The organism is Sphingobacterium sp. NPDC055346, assembly GCF_053645235.1.
Map to the genome: position 1 here is coordinate 1 of NZ_JBSHMI010000003.1, position 16,050 is coordinate 16,050.

The 16,050-nt window shown below is 41.7% G+C and carries 12 protein-coding genes and 2 rRNA genes; 12 read left to right on the forward strand and 2 right to left on the reverse strand.

Annotation, left to right across the window (positions count from 1 at the left end; translation table 11 throughout):
* The 3 genes from ACWICE_RS06850 to ACWICE_RS06860 form a co-directional block, all read left to right on the forward strand.
* Positions 1-662, forward strand: a 23S ribosomal RNA gene (locus ACWICE_RS06850); the annotation flags it as partial.
* A gap of 97 nt (positions 663-759) precedes the next feature.
* Positions 760-871: ribosomal RNA gene (gene rrf, locus ACWICE_RS06855) — 5S ribosomal RNA — on the forward strand.
* A gap of 295 nt (positions 872-1,166) precedes the next feature.
* Positions 1,167-2,129, forward strand: a complete 963-nt coding sequence (locus tag ACWICE_RS06860) for a TIGR01212 family radical SAM protein (protein ID WP_185213486.1) — start codon at positions 1,167-1,169, stop codon at positions 2,127-2,129.
* A gap of 49 nt (positions 2,130-2,178) precedes the next feature.
* Here the strand turns inward: ACWICE_RS06860 and ACWICE_RS06865 are convergent, their stop codons facing one another.
* Together ACWICE_RS06865 and ACWICE_RS06870 are read right to left on the reverse strand one after the other, a co-directional pair.
* Entirely contained in the window at positions 2,179-2,646 is a 468-nt protein-coding gene (locus tag ACWICE_RS06865; RefSeq protein ID WP_454297920.1) for a pyrophosphohydrolase domain-containing protein, read from the reverse strand.
* A gap of 74 nt (positions 2,647-2,720) precedes the next feature.
* The gene (locus tag ACWICE_RS06870) at positions 2,721-4,181 is read right to left on the reverse strand and encodes a pseudouridine synthase (RefSeq protein ID WP_374670719.1); all 1,461 of its coding nucleotides are present in this window, start codon (positions 4,179-4,181) and stop codon (positions 2,721-2,723) included.
* Between the two features lie 506 nt (positions 4,182-4,687).
* On the opposite strand from ACWICE_RS06870, the gene ACWICE_RS06875 reads away from it, so the two are divergent.
* The 9 genes from ACWICE_RS06875 (at position 4,688) to ACWICE_RS06915 (ending at position 15,989) form a co-directional block, all read left to right on the forward strand.
* Positions 4,688-5,365, forward strand: coding sequence for a lytic transglycosylase domain-containing protein (locus ACWICE_RS06875; RefSeq protein WP_185213488.1), 678 nt, complete (start codon positions 4,688-4,690; stop codon positions 5,363-5,365).
* Positions 5,366-5,833: 468 nt separating this feature from the next.
* Positions 5,834-7,981 carry a cytochrome-c oxidase, cbb3-type subunit I gene (gene ccoN / locus ACWICE_RS06880; RefSeq protein ID WP_185213489.1) on the forward strand — a complete coding sequence of 716 codons (2,148 nt, stop codon included), beginning with the start codon at positions 5,834-5,836 and terminating at the stop codon, positions 7,979-7,981.
* 23 nt (positions 7,982-8,004) lie between these two features.
* Positions 8,005-8,202 (forward strand): hypothetical protein, encoded by a 198-nt coding sequence (locus ACWICE_RS06885; RefSeq protein ID WP_093094859.1) that lies wholly within the window; start codon positions 8,005-8,007, stop codon positions 8,200-8,202.
* A complete protein-coding gene (locus tag ACWICE_RS06890; RefSeq protein WP_185213490.1) occupies positions 8,199-9,110 on the forward strand; it encodes a cbb3-type cytochrome c oxidase N-terminal domain-containing protein in 912 nt (303 codons plus the stop codon). The genes ACWICE_RS06885 and ACWICE_RS06890 overlap by 4 nt, the downstream gene beginning before the upstream one ends.
* Before the next feature lie 16 nt (positions 9,111-9,126).
* On the forward strand, positions 9,127-10,527 hold the full coding sequence (gene ccoG, locus ACWICE_RS06895) for a cytochrome c oxidase accessory protein CcoG (RefSeq protein WP_185213491.1): 1,401 nt from the start codon (positions 9,127-9,129) through the stop codon (positions 10,525-10,527).
* 1 nt (position 10,528) lies between these two features.
* Positions 10,529-10,954: a FixH family protein gene (locus tag ACWICE_RS06900; RefSeq protein WP_454292147.1), complete on the forward strand. Its 426-nt coding sequence runs from the start codon at positions 10,529-10,531 to the stop codon at positions 10,952-10,954.
* Position 10,955: 1 nt separating this feature from the next.
* Complete coding sequence (locus ACWICE_RS06905) at positions 10,956-11,648, forward strand: sulfite exporter TauE/SafE family protein (protein ID WP_185213493.1); 693 nt, start codon at positions 10,956-10,958, stop codon at positions 11,646-11,648.
* A 90-nt stretch (positions 11,649-11,738) separates the two neighbouring features.
* Positions 11,739-13,208 carry a cardiolipin synthase gene (cls, locus tag ACWICE_RS06910; protein WP_185218625.1) on the forward strand — a complete coding sequence of 490 codons (1,470 nt, stop codon included), beginning with the start codon at positions 11,739-11,741 and terminating at the stop codon, positions 13,206-13,208.
* Between the two features lie 78 nt (positions 13,209-13,286).
* Positions 13,287-15,989, forward strand: a complete 2,703-nt coding sequence (locus ACWICE_RS06915) for a carboxypeptidase-like regulatory domain-containing protein (protein WP_454297921.1) — start codon at positions 13,287-13,289, stop codon at positions 15,987-15,989.
* Positions 15,990-16,050: the final 61 nt, after the last annotated feature.

The following is a 16,050-nucleotide window of genomic DNA, read 5'->3' on the forward strand; positions in this document are numbered from 1 at the left end:
GACATTGTTTGGTGGGTAGTTTGACTGGGGTGGTCGCCTCCAAAAAGGTAACGGAGGCTTTCAAAGGTAAGCTCAGTACGCTTGGTAACCGTACGTGGAGTGCAATGGCATAAGCTTGCTTGACTGTGAGACCTACAAGTCGACCAGGGTCGAAAGACGGACATAGTGATCCGGTGGTTCTGTATGGAAGGGCCATCGCTCAAAGGATAAAAGGTACTCTGGGGATAACAGGCTGATCTCCCCCAAGAGCTCATATCGACGGGGAGGTTTGGCACCTCGATGTCGGCTCGTCACATCCTGGGGCTGGAGAAGGTCCCAAGGGTTGGGCTGTTCGCCCATTAAAGTGGCACGCGAGCTGGGTTCAGAACGTCGCGAGACAGTTCGGTCCCTATCTGTTGTGGGCGCTGGAAGTTTGAGTGGATCTGACCTTAGTACGAGAGGACCGGGTTGGACGGACCGCTGGTGAACCTGTTATGCCGCCAGGTGTACGGCAGGGTAGCTACGTCCGGGATAGATAAGCGCTGAAAGCATCTAAGTGCGAAACTAGCCACGAGATGAGACTTCCTCACAAGGGTCGTCGGAGATTACGACGTCGATAGGCCACAGGTGTAAAGGTTGAGAGACCAAAGCCGAGTGGTACTAATAGCCCGAAGCTTTCCAATGCGGATAGACCTGTTGTCCTCTCTCTTTTTCTGATCTTTTCTTCCAATAACATGTCAATGTACCGTCCCCTAGATGGGGGCATGTACAAAAAGGTATTCAGGTGCCTATATCGGCGGTGTCCACCTCTTCCCATTCCGAACAGAGAAGTTAAGCCCGCCAGAGCCGATGGTATTGCCGTAACAGGTGGGAGAGTAGGTCGGTGCCTAATTTTATACGGGAGCCCGCTGTCAACAGACAGCGGGCTTTCTGTTTTTAGGGGCAATTGGTAATAAGGTATGCCGGTAGGGAGGCGGATCCGTTCCGTCGCCATATTATCCATCCTGCTCCTGGAATATCCTCCCATCCCATTAATCCTGGTCCGTTCCCAGTTCTTGGCCCATCCTCTCATCCTTTCCATCCTGGTTCAAAACCATCCTTTCCATCCTGGTTCAAACCCTATTTCCCACAACTCGCTTAAACTCAAATCATTTATTTCTTCCAAAATTCCTTATCTTTGCATTTCAATGGGTACACAATTAGACAATGGTATTAAGCCTTATAACCACTATGGGGCTTATCTGAAAGAAAAATACGACGGACAACGGGTGTTTAAGGTTATCGTAGATGGTAATTTTACCTGTCCGAACCGTGATGGTAGCAAGGGTTATGGTGGATGTACCTACTGCAATGTAGATTCTTTTACGCCTGATACGGCCCGTAAGATCCCATCGATCAGGGAGCAGGTAGAAAATGGTATCGAACGCGCGAGAAATAGCTATGGAGCTGAGAAGTTCATTATCTATTTCCAGCCAAATACCAATACCTATGCACCGACACATCTCCTGAAGATGATGTATGATGAGGCCTTGAGTATCTGTCCGGAGCATACCTTAGGTCTTTCGGTCGGTACGCGTCCGGATTGTTTGGATTTTGAGAAGATAGCATTATTGGAAAGTTATACCGATCGGTATGATGTGGACCTGGAAATGGGCATGGAATCGATCTATAATGATACCTTGGAACGCATCAACAGGGGATGTTCGCACGATGAGTTTATTTCAACGATGAAGATGTTGGAAAATACCTCCTTGGAACTCTGTGTTCATACGATCTTTGGCTTTCCTTGGGAAACGGAGGAAATGATGCTGAAGTATGCCGATGAAATCAATAAGCATCCCAAGATCAAGTTTGTGAAATTGCACCACCTACATATCGTGGAGGGTTCTATCATGGGTGTAAAATATAAGCGTGAACCATTCCATTTGTTCAGCATAGAAGAGTATACCGATTTCTTGGCCAAGTTTATTCCATTATTGAGACCTGATATCATTATCCAACGGATATTTGGTATTGCAGATAAGGAATTGCTGATTGCACCTAATTGGGGATTTCCTAAATCGGGTATTCAGACCAAGATTGATAAGGGATTGGAAGAAAGAGGAGTGAAACAAGGTTCGGCCTATAGAGAAGCTGACCTGACGATATAAAGAAAAAGGATGCCAATTGGCATCCTTTTTCTTTTAAGCTTATGTTTTATTATTGCTCAACGATGGTCTTTAGATCAGCTGGAGAGTAATAAATTGATTTTAAGGTCTTGTCATCGCCTTTTCTGAACACCAAGTATTTGCCATCGATTTCCTTATAATAAGATTCGACGCCTTTGGCTAGGTAATGTTCTTGGGTTTCTATGGCTTCCTGTTCCGTTTTGCAGGCTTTGCTCATGTTAGAGCGCTGAACTTCATTGAACAGGTCATTGAATTTATCCTTTAATCCAAATTCCAAGATGGCTCCAGAAAGTACATATTGAATATCACAAAGGGCATCGGCGATCTCTACTAGATCTTTGTCCTGAATAGCCTCTTCAAGTTCTTTCAATTCCTCCGCGATCAAGGATACTCTCAGTTTGCAACGAGTTTCTGAAGGGATTGTAGGTTGATCTAAAATCGGGTGCTGAAATGTTTTATGGAATTCAGCCACCGACGTTAAACATTTAGGGTCTGTCATATCAAATCTAATTTTGTTAAAAATACGAAAGTGGGCTCAAATAAAAAAGGCGCAATCCAATTGCGCCTTGTATGCTATTTCATTAAATGCTTTAATTGGATGATTTCCTTCTCTTCAAGGTATCTCCAACGTCCGCGAGGAAGATCTTTTTTGGTCAGGTTTGCATAAACCACACGGTCAAGTTTTTCAACTTCGTAACCTAGGGACTCAAATATGCGTCTTACGACCCTATTTTTACCGCTGTGGATCTGAATGCCAACTTCCTTTTTTGAGCCTCCTACAACGAAGCTAAGGTCGTCTGGTTTGATAAAGCCATCCTCCAGTTCAATACCGAATTCGATCTTGTTGAAATCTCCTTGGCTAAGGCTCCTGCTCAACTCCACATTGTAGATTTTGCTGATGTTATTTCTTGGATGTGATAATTTCTCAGCTAGGTTGCCATCGTTGGTCAACAGAAGAAGACCGGTGGTGTTTCTGTCCAAACGTCCTACTGGATAGATACGCTCTTTAGTCGCTTTAGAAACCAGTTGCATAACGGTTTTGCGCTCTTGAGGATCATCAGTGGTGGTGATATAATCTTTTGGTTTGTTCAAAAGTACATATACCATTTTCTCACGTTTCAGACGTTCGTCGTTATATCTGATTTCATCTTTGGCAGGATCAACCTTGGTTCCTAATTCAGTAACCACAACACCGTTTACTGAAATAACTCCAGCTTCGATCAGCTCATCAGCCTTTCTACGTGAACAGATACCTGAGTTAGAGATATAACGGTTCAAACGGATCAAACCATCATCCTCAGCGTTGAAGTTTTTCTCTTGCTTAGGTTTTCTGAAGTTGTCTTTGCGGAAGTCGCGATCTGATCTTTCATCATTGTCACGGGAAAAACGTTTGTTTCCAAAGTCCTTTCCTTTTCCATCAAACTTTTTATATGGACGGTCTGAGTTGAAAGGTTTTTCAAACTTACCATCTCTATTGAATTTTGAGTCCTTTCCGAATTTAGAACCTCTTTTAGGTGTAGCTTCATCGCCGTACCTTGATTTTCTTTCCGGTCTTTCCTCTCTATTGAATTTTGAATCTCTATCTGGTCTAGCATCTCTGTCAGGTCTAGCATCAGCTCCGAATTTGGAGCTTCTGTCAAATTTGGCGTCTCTTCCGAATTTGGAATCTCTGTCAGGTCTAGAATCTTTGTTGAATTTATTGTCTCTTCCGAACTTGGAGTCTCTGTCAGGTCTTCCGTCTTTATTGAATTTGGAGTCTCTGGCAAATTTAGAATCCTTGTTGAATTTGGAATCTCTTCCAAACTTGGAGTCTTTGTCAAATCTGCTTTTGTCAGAATTTGAGTCACGATTAAATTTGTCGGATTTGTAACTTCTCGATGAATCGAAGGATGATTTATCGTCCTTTTTGTTGTTTCTGAAGCCGTCTGAACTGCTTCTTGATTTTCTGGAGTTGTCGTCTCGACTGTTCCTTTTGCTATTGAATGGCATAATTCGAAAAAATGAGCCACAAAGATAGGCAATTTTTTCACTCATTCAGCATTTAAACACAATACTTTGTTAAATATTAGATTCCTTATACAATAACATTGCTTAAAACTCGCTTTAAGCTTCATGGAGGCCTAATAATCTAATTTATAGCGATTTAGGGATTGTAAGGAAAAACCTAGGGAAATTGCAGTTTCTTGGTTGCTAGGATTGTTTGTTTTTTCGGTTCAAAACCTCAATTTAGGTCAATATATGTTTGCATGAGCTTTTGAAGAATAAAAAATAGCCCAAAAATGTTACAATTTGAGGTTTTCTTGAAAAAGTAGTTTAAAGTGGTTTTAACGTAGGTTTTACTTGGTTTTAACTTTAATTAACTTTCTTTATTAATACTATTGTTTGTGCGTTAAAGTAATAAGCTGTACTTTTGGAGCTTGATTTTTCACCAAGCTACTTTTTGATCGGTTTAAACAAGTTCCGTGGATAGGGTGGCAGTAAGGGAATGAATGGTTAAAAAAAGAGTATTATGTAGTAGTGCGCTTTTGATGTTAATGTTAATGTCAAACTTGTACTCCAAACCCCAACCAGAGATGGCCGATCCTTTTAGAAAGGCATTGGACCACTCGATGAAAGCCAATATTTCGGAAACATTGGCTAAAAAAGAGGCAGAAAACGACCCCTATAGTCAGCTCTCTTTTGCAGAAACTGATATTCCATTGGAAGAAGTTACTGTACAGAAAAAACTAGACAAGTACCTGAGTAGGTTTGCTTATCTAAAAAAGCCCTCACATCACATTCACAAAAAAGCGGATCAATTACTTCCCCGCATTGCAAAAATCCTGAAAAGTTATGGTGTTCCTGAAGACTTCAAGTACATTGCTGTAGTTGAAAGTAGCCTGAACCCGAAAACAACTTCTCATAAAGGAGCTGGTGGCTATTGGCAATTTATGCCGGCAACTGCCCGTTTATATGGATTGAAAGTGAATGGTAGTGTGGATGAGCGCTTAGACTTGATTAAGTCTACACATGCGGCAGCAAAATATCTGAAATCATTGCACAAAGAGTTCGGTGATTGGACATTAGCGGCAGCAGCTTATAACGTTGGTGGCGGAAGTTTGAGAGCTTCCCTAAGAAGACAAAAGAAAGACAACTATTATGACTTGAAATTGAATTCGGAAACTGCAGCCTACGTCTATAAGATCATTTCCATGAAAGCAATCTTGGAAACGACATAAAGCGCGAAAGCCTAATTTTATGAACAATACCAAATCAGGAAACCCAGAGGTTTCCTTTTTTTGTGCCTTATTTAATAGGTATATTATCACTAAACAAATACTTGAAAATTAATATGCCTAATCATCCTATGTTTAGTAGAATTTACCTAAATTTAAAATAATGAAATCCCTTTCGGGGATTTTTTGTTGACCTAATGAAAAGCGTATTGAGTGGATTGGAGGAAAACTAAAGAGAAGCTATTTGCCGTATCCCAATTTTTCGAAATGATCAGAAATTGAACCTGGTCCTCAATAAGATTATGAAGACCTAAAGTACCTATTACACCTTCTTTTTGGTTATCCGTTTTTGCGATTGCCACTTTCCCAAATAAAAAAGTGATTGAAATCACATTTTCTTGCTTCTCATTATCATTAGAATGTCATGGGCAGACTGGTAATTTTGAATCGTTAACTTAATATATAAGAATAATGCAGGTAGAGCAATTTAATTATGACAACAAGATTGTCAGAGATTTTGGAATCGCAACTGTAATCTGGGGGATCGTCGGGATGACTGTCGGGCTAATCGCAGCCTTGCAGTTGGTATGGCCAGAGGTAAACTTTGGACTTCAATATTCCACATTCGGACGTATTCGACCTTTACACACCAACGCAGTAATCTTTGCCTTTGTAGGAAACGCCATTTTTATGGGGGCTTATTATTCCATGCAGCGGGTTTTAAAGGCCAGGATGTTTAGCGATTTACTTAGTAAGATCCACTTTTGGGGTTGGCAATTGATCATTGTAGCCTCAGCAATTACCCTTCCGTTAGGCTTGACCAGTTCGCATGAATATGCAGAAATGGAATGGCCAATTGACCTTGCCATTACCATTATCTGGGTAGTGTTTGGTATCAACATGTTCGGAACGATCATCAGACGTAGAGAAAGACATATGTATGTGGCCGTTTGGTTCTACATTGCGACTTTCGTTACGGTTGCCGTTCTTCACATCGTGAACTCCATTCAGATGCCAGTGGGTATGTGGAAAAGTTATTACGTTTATTCAGGTGTTCAAGATGCATTGGTACAATGGTGGTACGGGCATAATGCGGTAGCATTCTTCCTTACGACTCCTTTCTTAGGACTGATGTACTACTTCTTGCCTAAGATGGCTAACCGCCCTGTATATTCCTATAAATTAAGTATTCTACACTTCTGGTCCTTGATCTTTATCTATATCTGGGCCGGACCGCACCACTTATTGTATACCTCTTTACCAAGCTGGGTACAGTCTTTAGGTGTTGTATTCTCCATTATGTTGATCGCTCCAAGTTGGGGTGGTATGATCAACGGTCTATTGACCTTACGTGGTGCATGGGATAAAGTTAGGACTGAGCCTATCTTGAAATTCATGGTTGTAGCACTGACCTGTTATGGTATGGCAACCTTTGAAGGACCTATGTTATCCTTGAAACAAGTTAACGCTATTGCACACTTTACGGACTGGATCGTTGCACACGTGCATATCGGTGCCCTAGGATGGAACGGTTTCATGACCTTCGCTATCCTATATTGGTTGATCCCTAGGATCTATAAAACGCAACTGTACTCTAAGAAATTGGCGAATGCCCACTTCTGGATCGGTACATTAGGTATTTTGTTCTATGCTATTCCTTTATATTGGGCAGCAGTAGTACAAGGTTTGATGTGGAAAGACTTTACGCCAGAAGGTGTATTGAAATACCCTAACTTCTTGGCTACTACCTTGGAAATCCTTCCAATGCACATGATGCGTGCTGTAGGTGGTATTCTTTACCTTACAGGGGTAATCATGATGACCTATAACTTGGTTAAGACCATCAAAACAGGTTCTTTGGTTGCCAATGAGCCAGCAGAAGCACCGGCATTGGAGCCTATACAAAAAACAGAAAAATCTGCTCACCGTCGTTTAGAGCGTAAGCCTATCCTGTTTATGGTGTTGTCATTGATCGCTATCCTTATCGGGGGTATCGTGGAGATGATCCCAACCTTTACAGTGGCCAACAACGTTCCTAAAATTGCTTCGGTGAAACCGTATACCGCTTTGGAATTGACCGGACGTGACCTCTATATCCGTGAGGGATGTGTGAACTGTCACTCGCAGACCATTCGTCCATTCCGTTCGGAAACTGCACGATATGGTGAGTACAGTAAGGCTGGAGAGTTCGTTTATGACCATCCATTCCTATGGGGTTCGAAACGTACCGGACCAGATCTTCACCGTATCGGTGGTAAATATCCGCACAAATGGCACTATGACCATATGTTGGATCCAACCATCACCTCGCCAGGAAGTATCATGCCTCCATATCCATGGTTGATCGAACAAGATATCAACTACAAATACCTAACCGGTAAGATGAAGGTGATGAAGAAACTAGGGGTGCCTTATTCGGATGATGAAATCAACAATGCTGTTGAACATGCAGAAAAGCAAGCACAAGCCATCGTGAAAGATTTAGCTGCAAACGATGTTCAGGTTGAACCAAATAAAGAGATCGTTGCGATGATCGCCTATCTACAACGCTTGGGTACAGACATCAAGGCTGAGCCTAAGAAAGCAGATGACGCGAATAAAGTAGCAGAAAACAATTAATGTAACACAAAAAAGAAAGAGCTATGTGGAGACAAATCACAAACTTACATGGAGATGAGATTTACTTGATCATCTCGCTGTTAATCTTCTTGACTTTTTTTATCCTGGTAGCCATTATGCTGTTTACCATGAAGAAAAGCTTTGTGGATTACATGAAAGGATTACCATTTGATGAATCCGATAAACAGAATGATAACTTACCTGAATCTGAACGTATATGAATCTAATATTAATACTGAGCAGTGTATCAGGAACGCTGATTGCGATTGGTACAGGCAACTTATATAACGATATTTTCTATCTAGCCGTATTCTTCGTATTGATCGCTGTATTGGCTGCTGCCATTACCATCAACAAGGCCTTGAGGTCTATGTTGAAGGTGACTATGCCAGAAGTTGTCAAAGAAGAAGAACGCCAAAAAGCGGAAAGGAAACTGTCCAGAAAGAATTACTGGAAGAGCACATGGAACTATATCATGGGCTTGAAACCTCTGGAGGAAGAAAAAGACATGGTGATCAAAAACCATGAATACGATGGAATTGAGGAATTGAACAATCCTATTCCGGTATGGTTCAACGCCTTGTTCTATTCTTCTGTAGTCTTTGCGGTGGTATACCTATTGATTTACCAGGTATTCGGTTGGGGATTGAACCAAGACCAAGAATACGAACGCGAGATGGCAAAAGCAGAGATTGAAAAACAAGAGTTCTTGGCACAGTCTGCAAATTCCTTTGATGAAAACACCATCGAGGTGGATGAAACTGGAACGCTGGCAGCAAATGGTAAGGCATTGTTCACAACGAACTGTGCTGCCTGTCACGGTGCAAATGGGGAAGGTACCATTGGTCCTAACTTGACCGATAGGTTCTGGTTGCACGGTGGCGAGATCAAGGACATCTTTAAAACCGTAAAATATGGTGTTCCGGAAAAAGGAATGGTGCCTTGGGAACAAACCTTGACACCAGCGCAAATTGCAGAGGTAAGTAACTTTATCCTCACTTTGAGAGATACCAAACCTGCAAATCCAAAAGGTGCAGAAGGCGTTGAAGTCACTGCATACGAAAGTGAAGGAGGTGCTGCTCCTGCTGCTGAAGGCGAAGCTCCAGCAGATAGTACAGCAACAAAATAATAAATATTAAAAAATCATGGGAACAGTAGTAAATGAATCCAATCAACAAAACCAAATAGATAAATCGAAAAGAAAATGGATATACGCTAAGAAACCTAGCGGGCAATTCTTTAACTATCGACAGGTTGTTGGCTACGGATTACTACTGTTCTTCTTTTTAGGTCCCATCCTAAAAATAAACGGAAACCCTTTCTTGATGTTCAACATCATTGAAAGGAAGTTCTCCATCTTTGGTAACATCTTTTACCCACAAGACTTTCATATCTTCCTGTTTGGGATGCTGATCGTATTGGTCTGTATCGTCCTGTTTACTGCTGTCTATGGCCGTGTATGGTGTGGTTGGACTTGTCCGCAGACCATATTTATGGAGCTCATATTCCGAAGGATCGAATACCTGATCGAAGGTGACTGGACCCAACAGAAAAAATTGAATGAAGGTCCTGATACCGATGTCAAGGCTTGGAAGAAGTTTCTGAAGCACACTGTTTTTCTGCTGATATCCTTTATCATTTCCAATCTGTTCCTTTCCTATATTATTGGGGTGGATGCACTTTACAAGATCGTCACAGATCCTGTTGAAAACCATATTGTAGGTTTCCTATCTATTATTGTTTTCACCTTGGTGTTCTATTTCGTGTTCGCATTTGTCAGAGAGATCGTTTGTACACGTATCTGTCCATATGGTAGATTGCAAGGGGTGCTTTTGGACGACAACTCCGTTACAGTTGCCTATAATGTGAAAAGGGGAGAGCCAAGAGGAAAAATCAGAAAAGATTCTTCTGAAGAGAAAGGCGATTGTATCGACTGTAACCTCTGTGTGAATGTATGTCCTACTGGGATTGATATCCGTAAGGGGCCTCAATTGGAATGTGTTTCCTGTACAGCCTGTATCGATGCTTGTGATGCCGTTATGGATAAGATTGACAAGCCAAGACGTCTGATCGGATTCTATACTTTGGCAGAAGCAGAAGGCACGGAAACGGAGGATGCAGGTAAGAGGAAGAATACCAGAGCGGTCATATATACCGGAATTCTGGTGGTATTGATGGGGATCTTTGGTTTTATGATCTTCAGTCGTTCTGATGTGGATGGTCGTCTATTGCGTGCAAAAGGGAGTACCTACCAAAAACGTGACGATGGAACGGTGACCAATTTGTACACCTTGGAAGTGATCAATAAGACGAGTAAGGACCTAGACTTCGACTTGGTTAGTGCCACAGAAGGGGTCAAAATTCAGGTGGTGAATCCTATTTCCCATTTGAACCGTGAAGGAAGTGCGAAATTAAGCTTATTTTTGATAGCAGACCAGCAGTCCATCAAACAATATAAAACTGACGTGAAGGTGGATATCAAGGTTGGTGATAAAGTTTTAGAAACCATGGAGACGACATTTATTGCGCCTCCAGCAAAAAAATAAAATGAACTGGGGATATAAGATAGTATTTGGTTTAGGGGCATTTATGCTATTTATTGTTGGGGCAGGGATCTATATGGTCAGTCATGATTCAGATACCTTGGTCGAGTCAGACTACTACGAAAAAGGGCTGAACTATGATGAAACTTTCCATAAGAAAGAAAACCTGCTCGCAGATCATGCTAAACCAAGACTTCAATTGCTCAAAGACAGCTTACTGATTGAGTTTTCATCTGCTGGAAATAAAGGAACCCTGAAGTTTACCCGCTTGGATGACAAAAACCTCGATCAAGTATTACCTTTCAATACAGCAAACAATCAGTTTAAACTGCCTGTAGGTAGTTTCAAGAAAGGGAATTGGAAATTAGAAATTGACTGGCTGCATTCGGATAAATCTTACATTTCCGATCACGCCGTGTTTATTCAATAAAATGACTTATCATTATCTGGCGTTTTTTATGGGCCTTTTGGGCAGTATCCACTGTGCGGTCATGTGCGGTCCGCTGCTGCTTGCCGTTCAGGCAGGGCAGAAGATCTCCTGGAAAACGACTTTTAATAAATTACTCTATCAATCTGGCCGCATCCTGACCTATGGATTATTAGGCCTGCTGTTAGGTGTACTTGGAAATGCAGCCACTATCCAAGGTTGGCAGCAGGGTTTTAGCCTGGTTACCGGTATTATCCTTTTTGCCATTGGCCTTTTCTATATGTTTGGCAAGAGTTCATCGAAACTCGCATCCATTCAGACCAAAGCCATCCAACCTTTTGCAAAGTTTATGAGCAAATGGCTATATAGGCCTGGAGGAAGTTTTATAGCCGGTATACTGAATGGTATCCTGCCTTGTGGAATGGTCTATATGGCCTTGGCATCTGCCGTAAATGCAGACTCCTTGACCAATAGCTTTCTTTTTATGTTACTGTTCGGCCTAGGTACCCTACCTTTATTGCTGGTGTTTTCTTTTGCCGGCAACTTCCCGAAACGTATCTTTAAGACCAGTTTTTCTACGGTATTGCCTATTTTGTTCCTGATTATGGGTGCTTGGTTCATCTTGAGGGGAGCTAACCTAGATATCCCATATTTGAGCCCCTTATTGCACATGGATGGTGCAATGAATTGTGCATAATTGATTTTCTTTCCTATCTTGTATGGAAGCCTAGTTTTTTGTCTCAAAACAAATACGGGCTAAGTTGGTTATTAGAGATAATTTCTATCTATGCAGGAGCACTTAAAGACCGTTTTACATTTTCTGGAAATATGGGGCTGGATCCCATTAACGATAATGTATGTTGGAGTAATCATAACCATCTTAATTGAAAACCGAAATCCTACCAAAACCATTTCTTGGGTACTAGTCATCGTTTTTATCCCTTTTGTGGGGCTAATCCTATATTATCTTTTTGGACAGAAGTTTTCAAAGGTCAAGAAAATGAAACGGATCAACCAGGAACAGACCCTGCGGTTGAAAAAGGAATTTCAGCGGTTGGAGCCATTGATGCAATGGTCCATTCGGAATATACAGAGCAAGATCGGCGATCTATCCCGAGTGTATTCTTATCTCAAGAATGAAAAACTCTCCACACCGACCTTAAATAATGAAGTAACGCTCCTGGTCAATGGTGAACAGATGTTTCCTGCACTTTTGGAATCCCTGGCAGCAGCCAAGCATTCCATCCATATGGAGTTCTATATCTTTGATTTGGACAATATTGGTACCCAAGTCCTGGACTTACTGGAAAAGAAAGCCAATGAAGGGATAATTGTCCGGCTGATCGTGGACAGCTTCGGCTCGCCAAAGGTCGTTCGGTACATGCGGAAAAAGAAAGATAGCAAAATAGAATTCCAGGCTTTCTTACCTGTGACCTTTACCTCGTTGGCAAACTCCAACTTCCGTAATCACCGGAAAATTGCGGTGATCGATGGCTTTGTATGCTATACTGGGGGTATCAATATTTCAGATCGCTATGCCAACCCGAATGAATTTGGTCTGTATTGGCGAGATACCTCGGTGAAGATCGTTGGGAATGTGGGGTCTATGTTCCAGATCAGCTTCTGGAACCAATGGAACCAGACCGACGGCAAACCCTTTAAGTTGGATGATGGATATCTTCGTGAAACTCCTGTAGTAACCGATCAGTTGAGTGCAGTGGCATTGTCTTCCAGTGACCCTGGTTCTATCGGTCCATTTAATATGGAAGCATTGCTCATCAGTATAGGAGAGGCTAGTGAAAGCATTAAATTATGTACCCCATACTTTATTCCTTCAGAAGAATTATCTACCGCACTTAAAACGGCAGCAGCAGCCGGCGTAGATGTCGAATTGATGATCCCTGCTGAAGGTGATTCCTGGTTTGTTCAACATGCAACCTTTTCCTACCTCAAACCACTTCTGGAAAGAGGAGTAAAGGTCTACCAATATGAAAAAGGTTTCTTACATGCGAAAACCTCGATTATTGATGGCAAAATTGCCTATGTAGGAACTGTCAACCTTGATTTCCGAAGTTTTTATATCAATTATGAAGTTGCTGCTGTTATCTCCAATCGAGATTTCTGTAGAGAAATGGAAAAGCAGTATGATATTGACCGTGAAAATTGTGTGCTGATTACCATTAAGGATTGGAAAAAAAGAAAAGCTTGGAAGAGAGGAGTGGATTCCCTTTGCCGATTGCTTGCGCCATTGCTGTAGGTATCTGTTAAATTTCCTTAAGGCTTCCCTCGTTCCCTAAAAATTCAATATATTTAGCTTTTTCAAAATTAAATATTGATGAAGTTAACTAATCGTTTACTTTTAGCAGTCGTAATTTTTACCTTATTATTTACCACAGCTAAGGGCCAAGAAAAACCTGCAATTCCAATCAATACTGCAGTAGAAAATGTTCAAAAATATTTCTCGGTTTACCCAGTAGAAAAAGTGCATTTACACTTTGATAAGCCATATTATGCCGTGGGAGATACATTGTGGTTCAAAACCTATCTAAATACGAATCTATTTAATTACGACCCGAGCAAGATCGTTTATGTCGATGTCATCAACAGCAGGGACTCTCTGATGCAGACCCTAAGGATCCCCATGCAGGAAGGTGCGGGAAAGGGACATTTGGTCCTTGATCCTCAGTTTTGGTCTCAGGACAACTATAGGTTCAGGGCATATAGCAAGTGGATGATGAACTTTGATATGGGCTACTTTTTCAATAAGGTAGTTCCAATTGGTGATGCAATCAATAAAAAGATGGGTGCCAATATCACCTATCAACAGGAAGGAAACCGAACCAAAGCCACCATTCAATTCAGAGGTCCAGATGGACAGGCATTAGGTCGTAAAAAATTGAATTGGGAAGCCAATGATGGTTGGGATGCCTTTGATAAAGGAAAGGCTGAAACGGATGACCTCGGTCGGATCACGATCAACCTATCCCATAAGGAAAAAGATAAATTCAAGACTGGCCGATTGGTTGTTCAATTGGATGAAGGACAGACAGGTCAATATTCTTTGGCGAATGCCTATCAAGATGTAGATATTCAGTTTTTCCCAGAAGGAGGGGACCTTATCTCTGGAGTTTCCAAAAAGGTTGCCTTTAAGGCCATGGAATCGGGTGGCTCATCCGTTCCGGTTAAAGGGAAAATCATCGATAGCAAAAAGAAAGAGATTGCCAGCTTTGAAGATCTAGGCATGGGTATGGGGTCATTTACCATGATTCCTGTTTCCGGAGAAACCTACAAAGCTGTCGTGACCTTAGGTAATGGAATCGAGAAAACTGTGGACCTTCCGGCCGTTGTAGACGATAAGATCAACGTCGTGGCTGTTTCTCAGGATAATGAATTTATCAACCTAGGACTCGTTACCAATGATCAATATTTCAGCTCCATCCAAAACAAACCTTACTATGTTTTTGGTCAACTGAATGGACATTTGATCTATGCTGCCCAAGCTTCCATTAAAAGTCCGGCAGTATCGGTTAGAATTCCTTTAAAGGAATTACCAAACGGTGTCGTACAGATTACATTGATGACCCCTGATGGACAACCTGTATCCGAGCGATTGGTGTTTATCCAACCGCAGGAACTGATCGGAATCCAAGTGTCTACTGATAAAACGGACTATGCAAGAAAGGATCTGGTGAAAATGAAACTGAACCTGGATACCAAAGTGGATAGCCTGCCTGGTAACTTCTCTGTTGCTGTCATCGATGAAAGCAAGGTACCTTACAATGATGATAATGATAAAGGTATTGTCAGCAATATGTTGGTTGCCTCGGATTTAAAGGGTTATATCGAAAAGCCAAACTATTACTTCAATCCTAAAAACGAAAACAGATTGGAAGCCTTGGATGCCTTAATGTTGACCCAAGGGTTTAGAAGGTTTGAATATAAGGATCTGGTGAGCGGAAGACTACCGCAAGTGAAGTTCATGCCTGAACAAGGAATTACGATCACTGGGGTCCTTCGCCAAAATACCGGACGTGTCCAGCCTAATGGTGGTTTATTGTTGAATATCCCAGGAGCTGCTATTAAAAAAGATGCTTATACTGATAATTCAGGTAGATATACATTCGAAAACCTAGTCTTTTCGGATTCCCTGAAAGCTACCTTGAATGCTCGAGGTAATGACAACTTCAGAAGTCTGGTAATCACCTTGGATCCAACGCTATTCCCAGAGATTGATCAAGCTAATCCTAATAAGGCCGCAAACATCCAGAATATCGATGAGAACCTAAAAGCATACCTTGACAATAGCAAAAAGGAATTCAGGACGCATAACCTGATCGAGGAAGTCGTGGTAACAGCAACCCAAGAGAAAAAGCAGACCAGTAAGGACTTCTCGGCATTGACGGGCCTATCCATGCCTGAACACCGTATAGAAGGAAGCCGTTTCAATGGCTGTAATGTCTTGAGCATGTGTTTAAATACGATGTTGACAGGGATTACCTATGATGTCAATACCCAGAAATATTATATCACCAGAAATTTCAACCAAGGCAGCCGTGTACCCGTACAGTTCTTCCTGAATGGTATGCCAATAGACGAGCCTTCCATCAACTCGATTCAGGTAGCTGATATCGAGGCTATCGAGATCTTTATGCGTGATGACCTGGGTACCGTAAGAAACCTGTACAACAATGATGGTGTAGTTTCGATCATCACCAAGAAAGAGAAAAAACAACCTCGTATGACCATGGCGCAGATTGAAGCCATGTTGCCTAAATCAAACGTAATCGACTTCTATCCGCTAGGATATGTGAAGGAACGTAAATTCTACGAGCCGAAGTATACAACAGCAGAGTCAAAAAATACCAATGACTACAGAACAACAGTTTATTGGAACCCAGATGTACGTGTAGATTCGAAAGGTGAAGTTAACCTGGAATTCTTCAATGCTGATGGAACCGGTAAATACAAGGTAGTCGTGGAAGGTAATGACCTTCAGGGAAATGTCGGTAGACAGATTTACTATTACAATGTGAAATAACGAATTTCCTTATAAACAGAAAGGGCAGCAATTAAGATTGCTGCCCTTTCTGTTGTTATAC

What these genes read in the sequence shown, in the direction of transcription:
- ACWICE_RS06860 (WP_185213486.1), top strand. Translation starts at nt 1,167, where the DNA reads ATGGGTACACAATTAGACAATGGTATTAAGCCTTATAACCACTATGGG.
- ACWICE_RS06865 (WP_454297920.1), bottom strand. Translation starts at nt 2,646, where the DNA reads ATGACAGACCCTAAATGTTTAACGTCGGTGGCTGAATTCCATAAAACA.
- ACWICE_RS06870 (WP_374670719.1), bottom strand. Translation starts at nt 4,181, where the DNA reads ATGAGTGAAAAAATTGCCTATCTTTGTGGCTCATTTTTTCGAATTATG.
- ACWICE_RS06875 (WP_185213488.1), top strand. Translation starts at nt 4,688, where the DNA reads ATGTCAAACTTGTACTCCAAACCCCAACCAGAGATGGCCGATCCTTTT.
- ccoN (WP_185213489.1), top strand. Translation starts at nt 5,834, where the DNA reads ATGCAGGTAGAGCAATTTAATTATGACAACAAGATTGTCAGAGATTTT.
- ACWICE_RS06885 (WP_093094859.1), top strand. Translation starts at nt 8,005, where the DNA reads ATGTGGAGACAAATCACAAACTTACATGGAGATGAGATTTACTTGATC.
- ACWICE_RS06890 (WP_185213490.1), top strand. Translation starts at nt 8,199, where the DNA reads ATGAATCTAATATTAATACTGAGCAGTGTATCAGGAACGCTGATTGCG.
- ccoG (WP_185213491.1), top strand. Translation starts at nt 9,127, where the DNA reads ATGGGAACAGTAGTAAATGAATCCAATCAACAAAACCAAATAGATAAA.
- ACWICE_RS06900 (WP_454292147.1), top strand. Translation starts at nt 10,529, where the DNA reads ATGAACTGGGGATATAAGATAGTATTTGGTTTAGGGGCATTTATGCTA.
- ACWICE_RS06905 (WP_185213493.1), top strand. Translation starts at nt 10,956, where the DNA reads ATGACTTATCATTATCTGGCGTTTTTTATGGGCCTTTTGGGCAGTATC.
- cls (WP_185218625.1), top strand. Translation starts at nt 11,739, where the DNA reads ATGCAGGAGCACTTAAAGACCGTTTTACATTTTCTGGAAATATGGGGC.
- ACWICE_RS06915 (WP_454297921.1), top strand. Translation starts at nt 13,287, where the DNA reads ATGAAGTTAACTAATCGTTTACTTTTAGCAGTCGTAATTTTTACCTTA.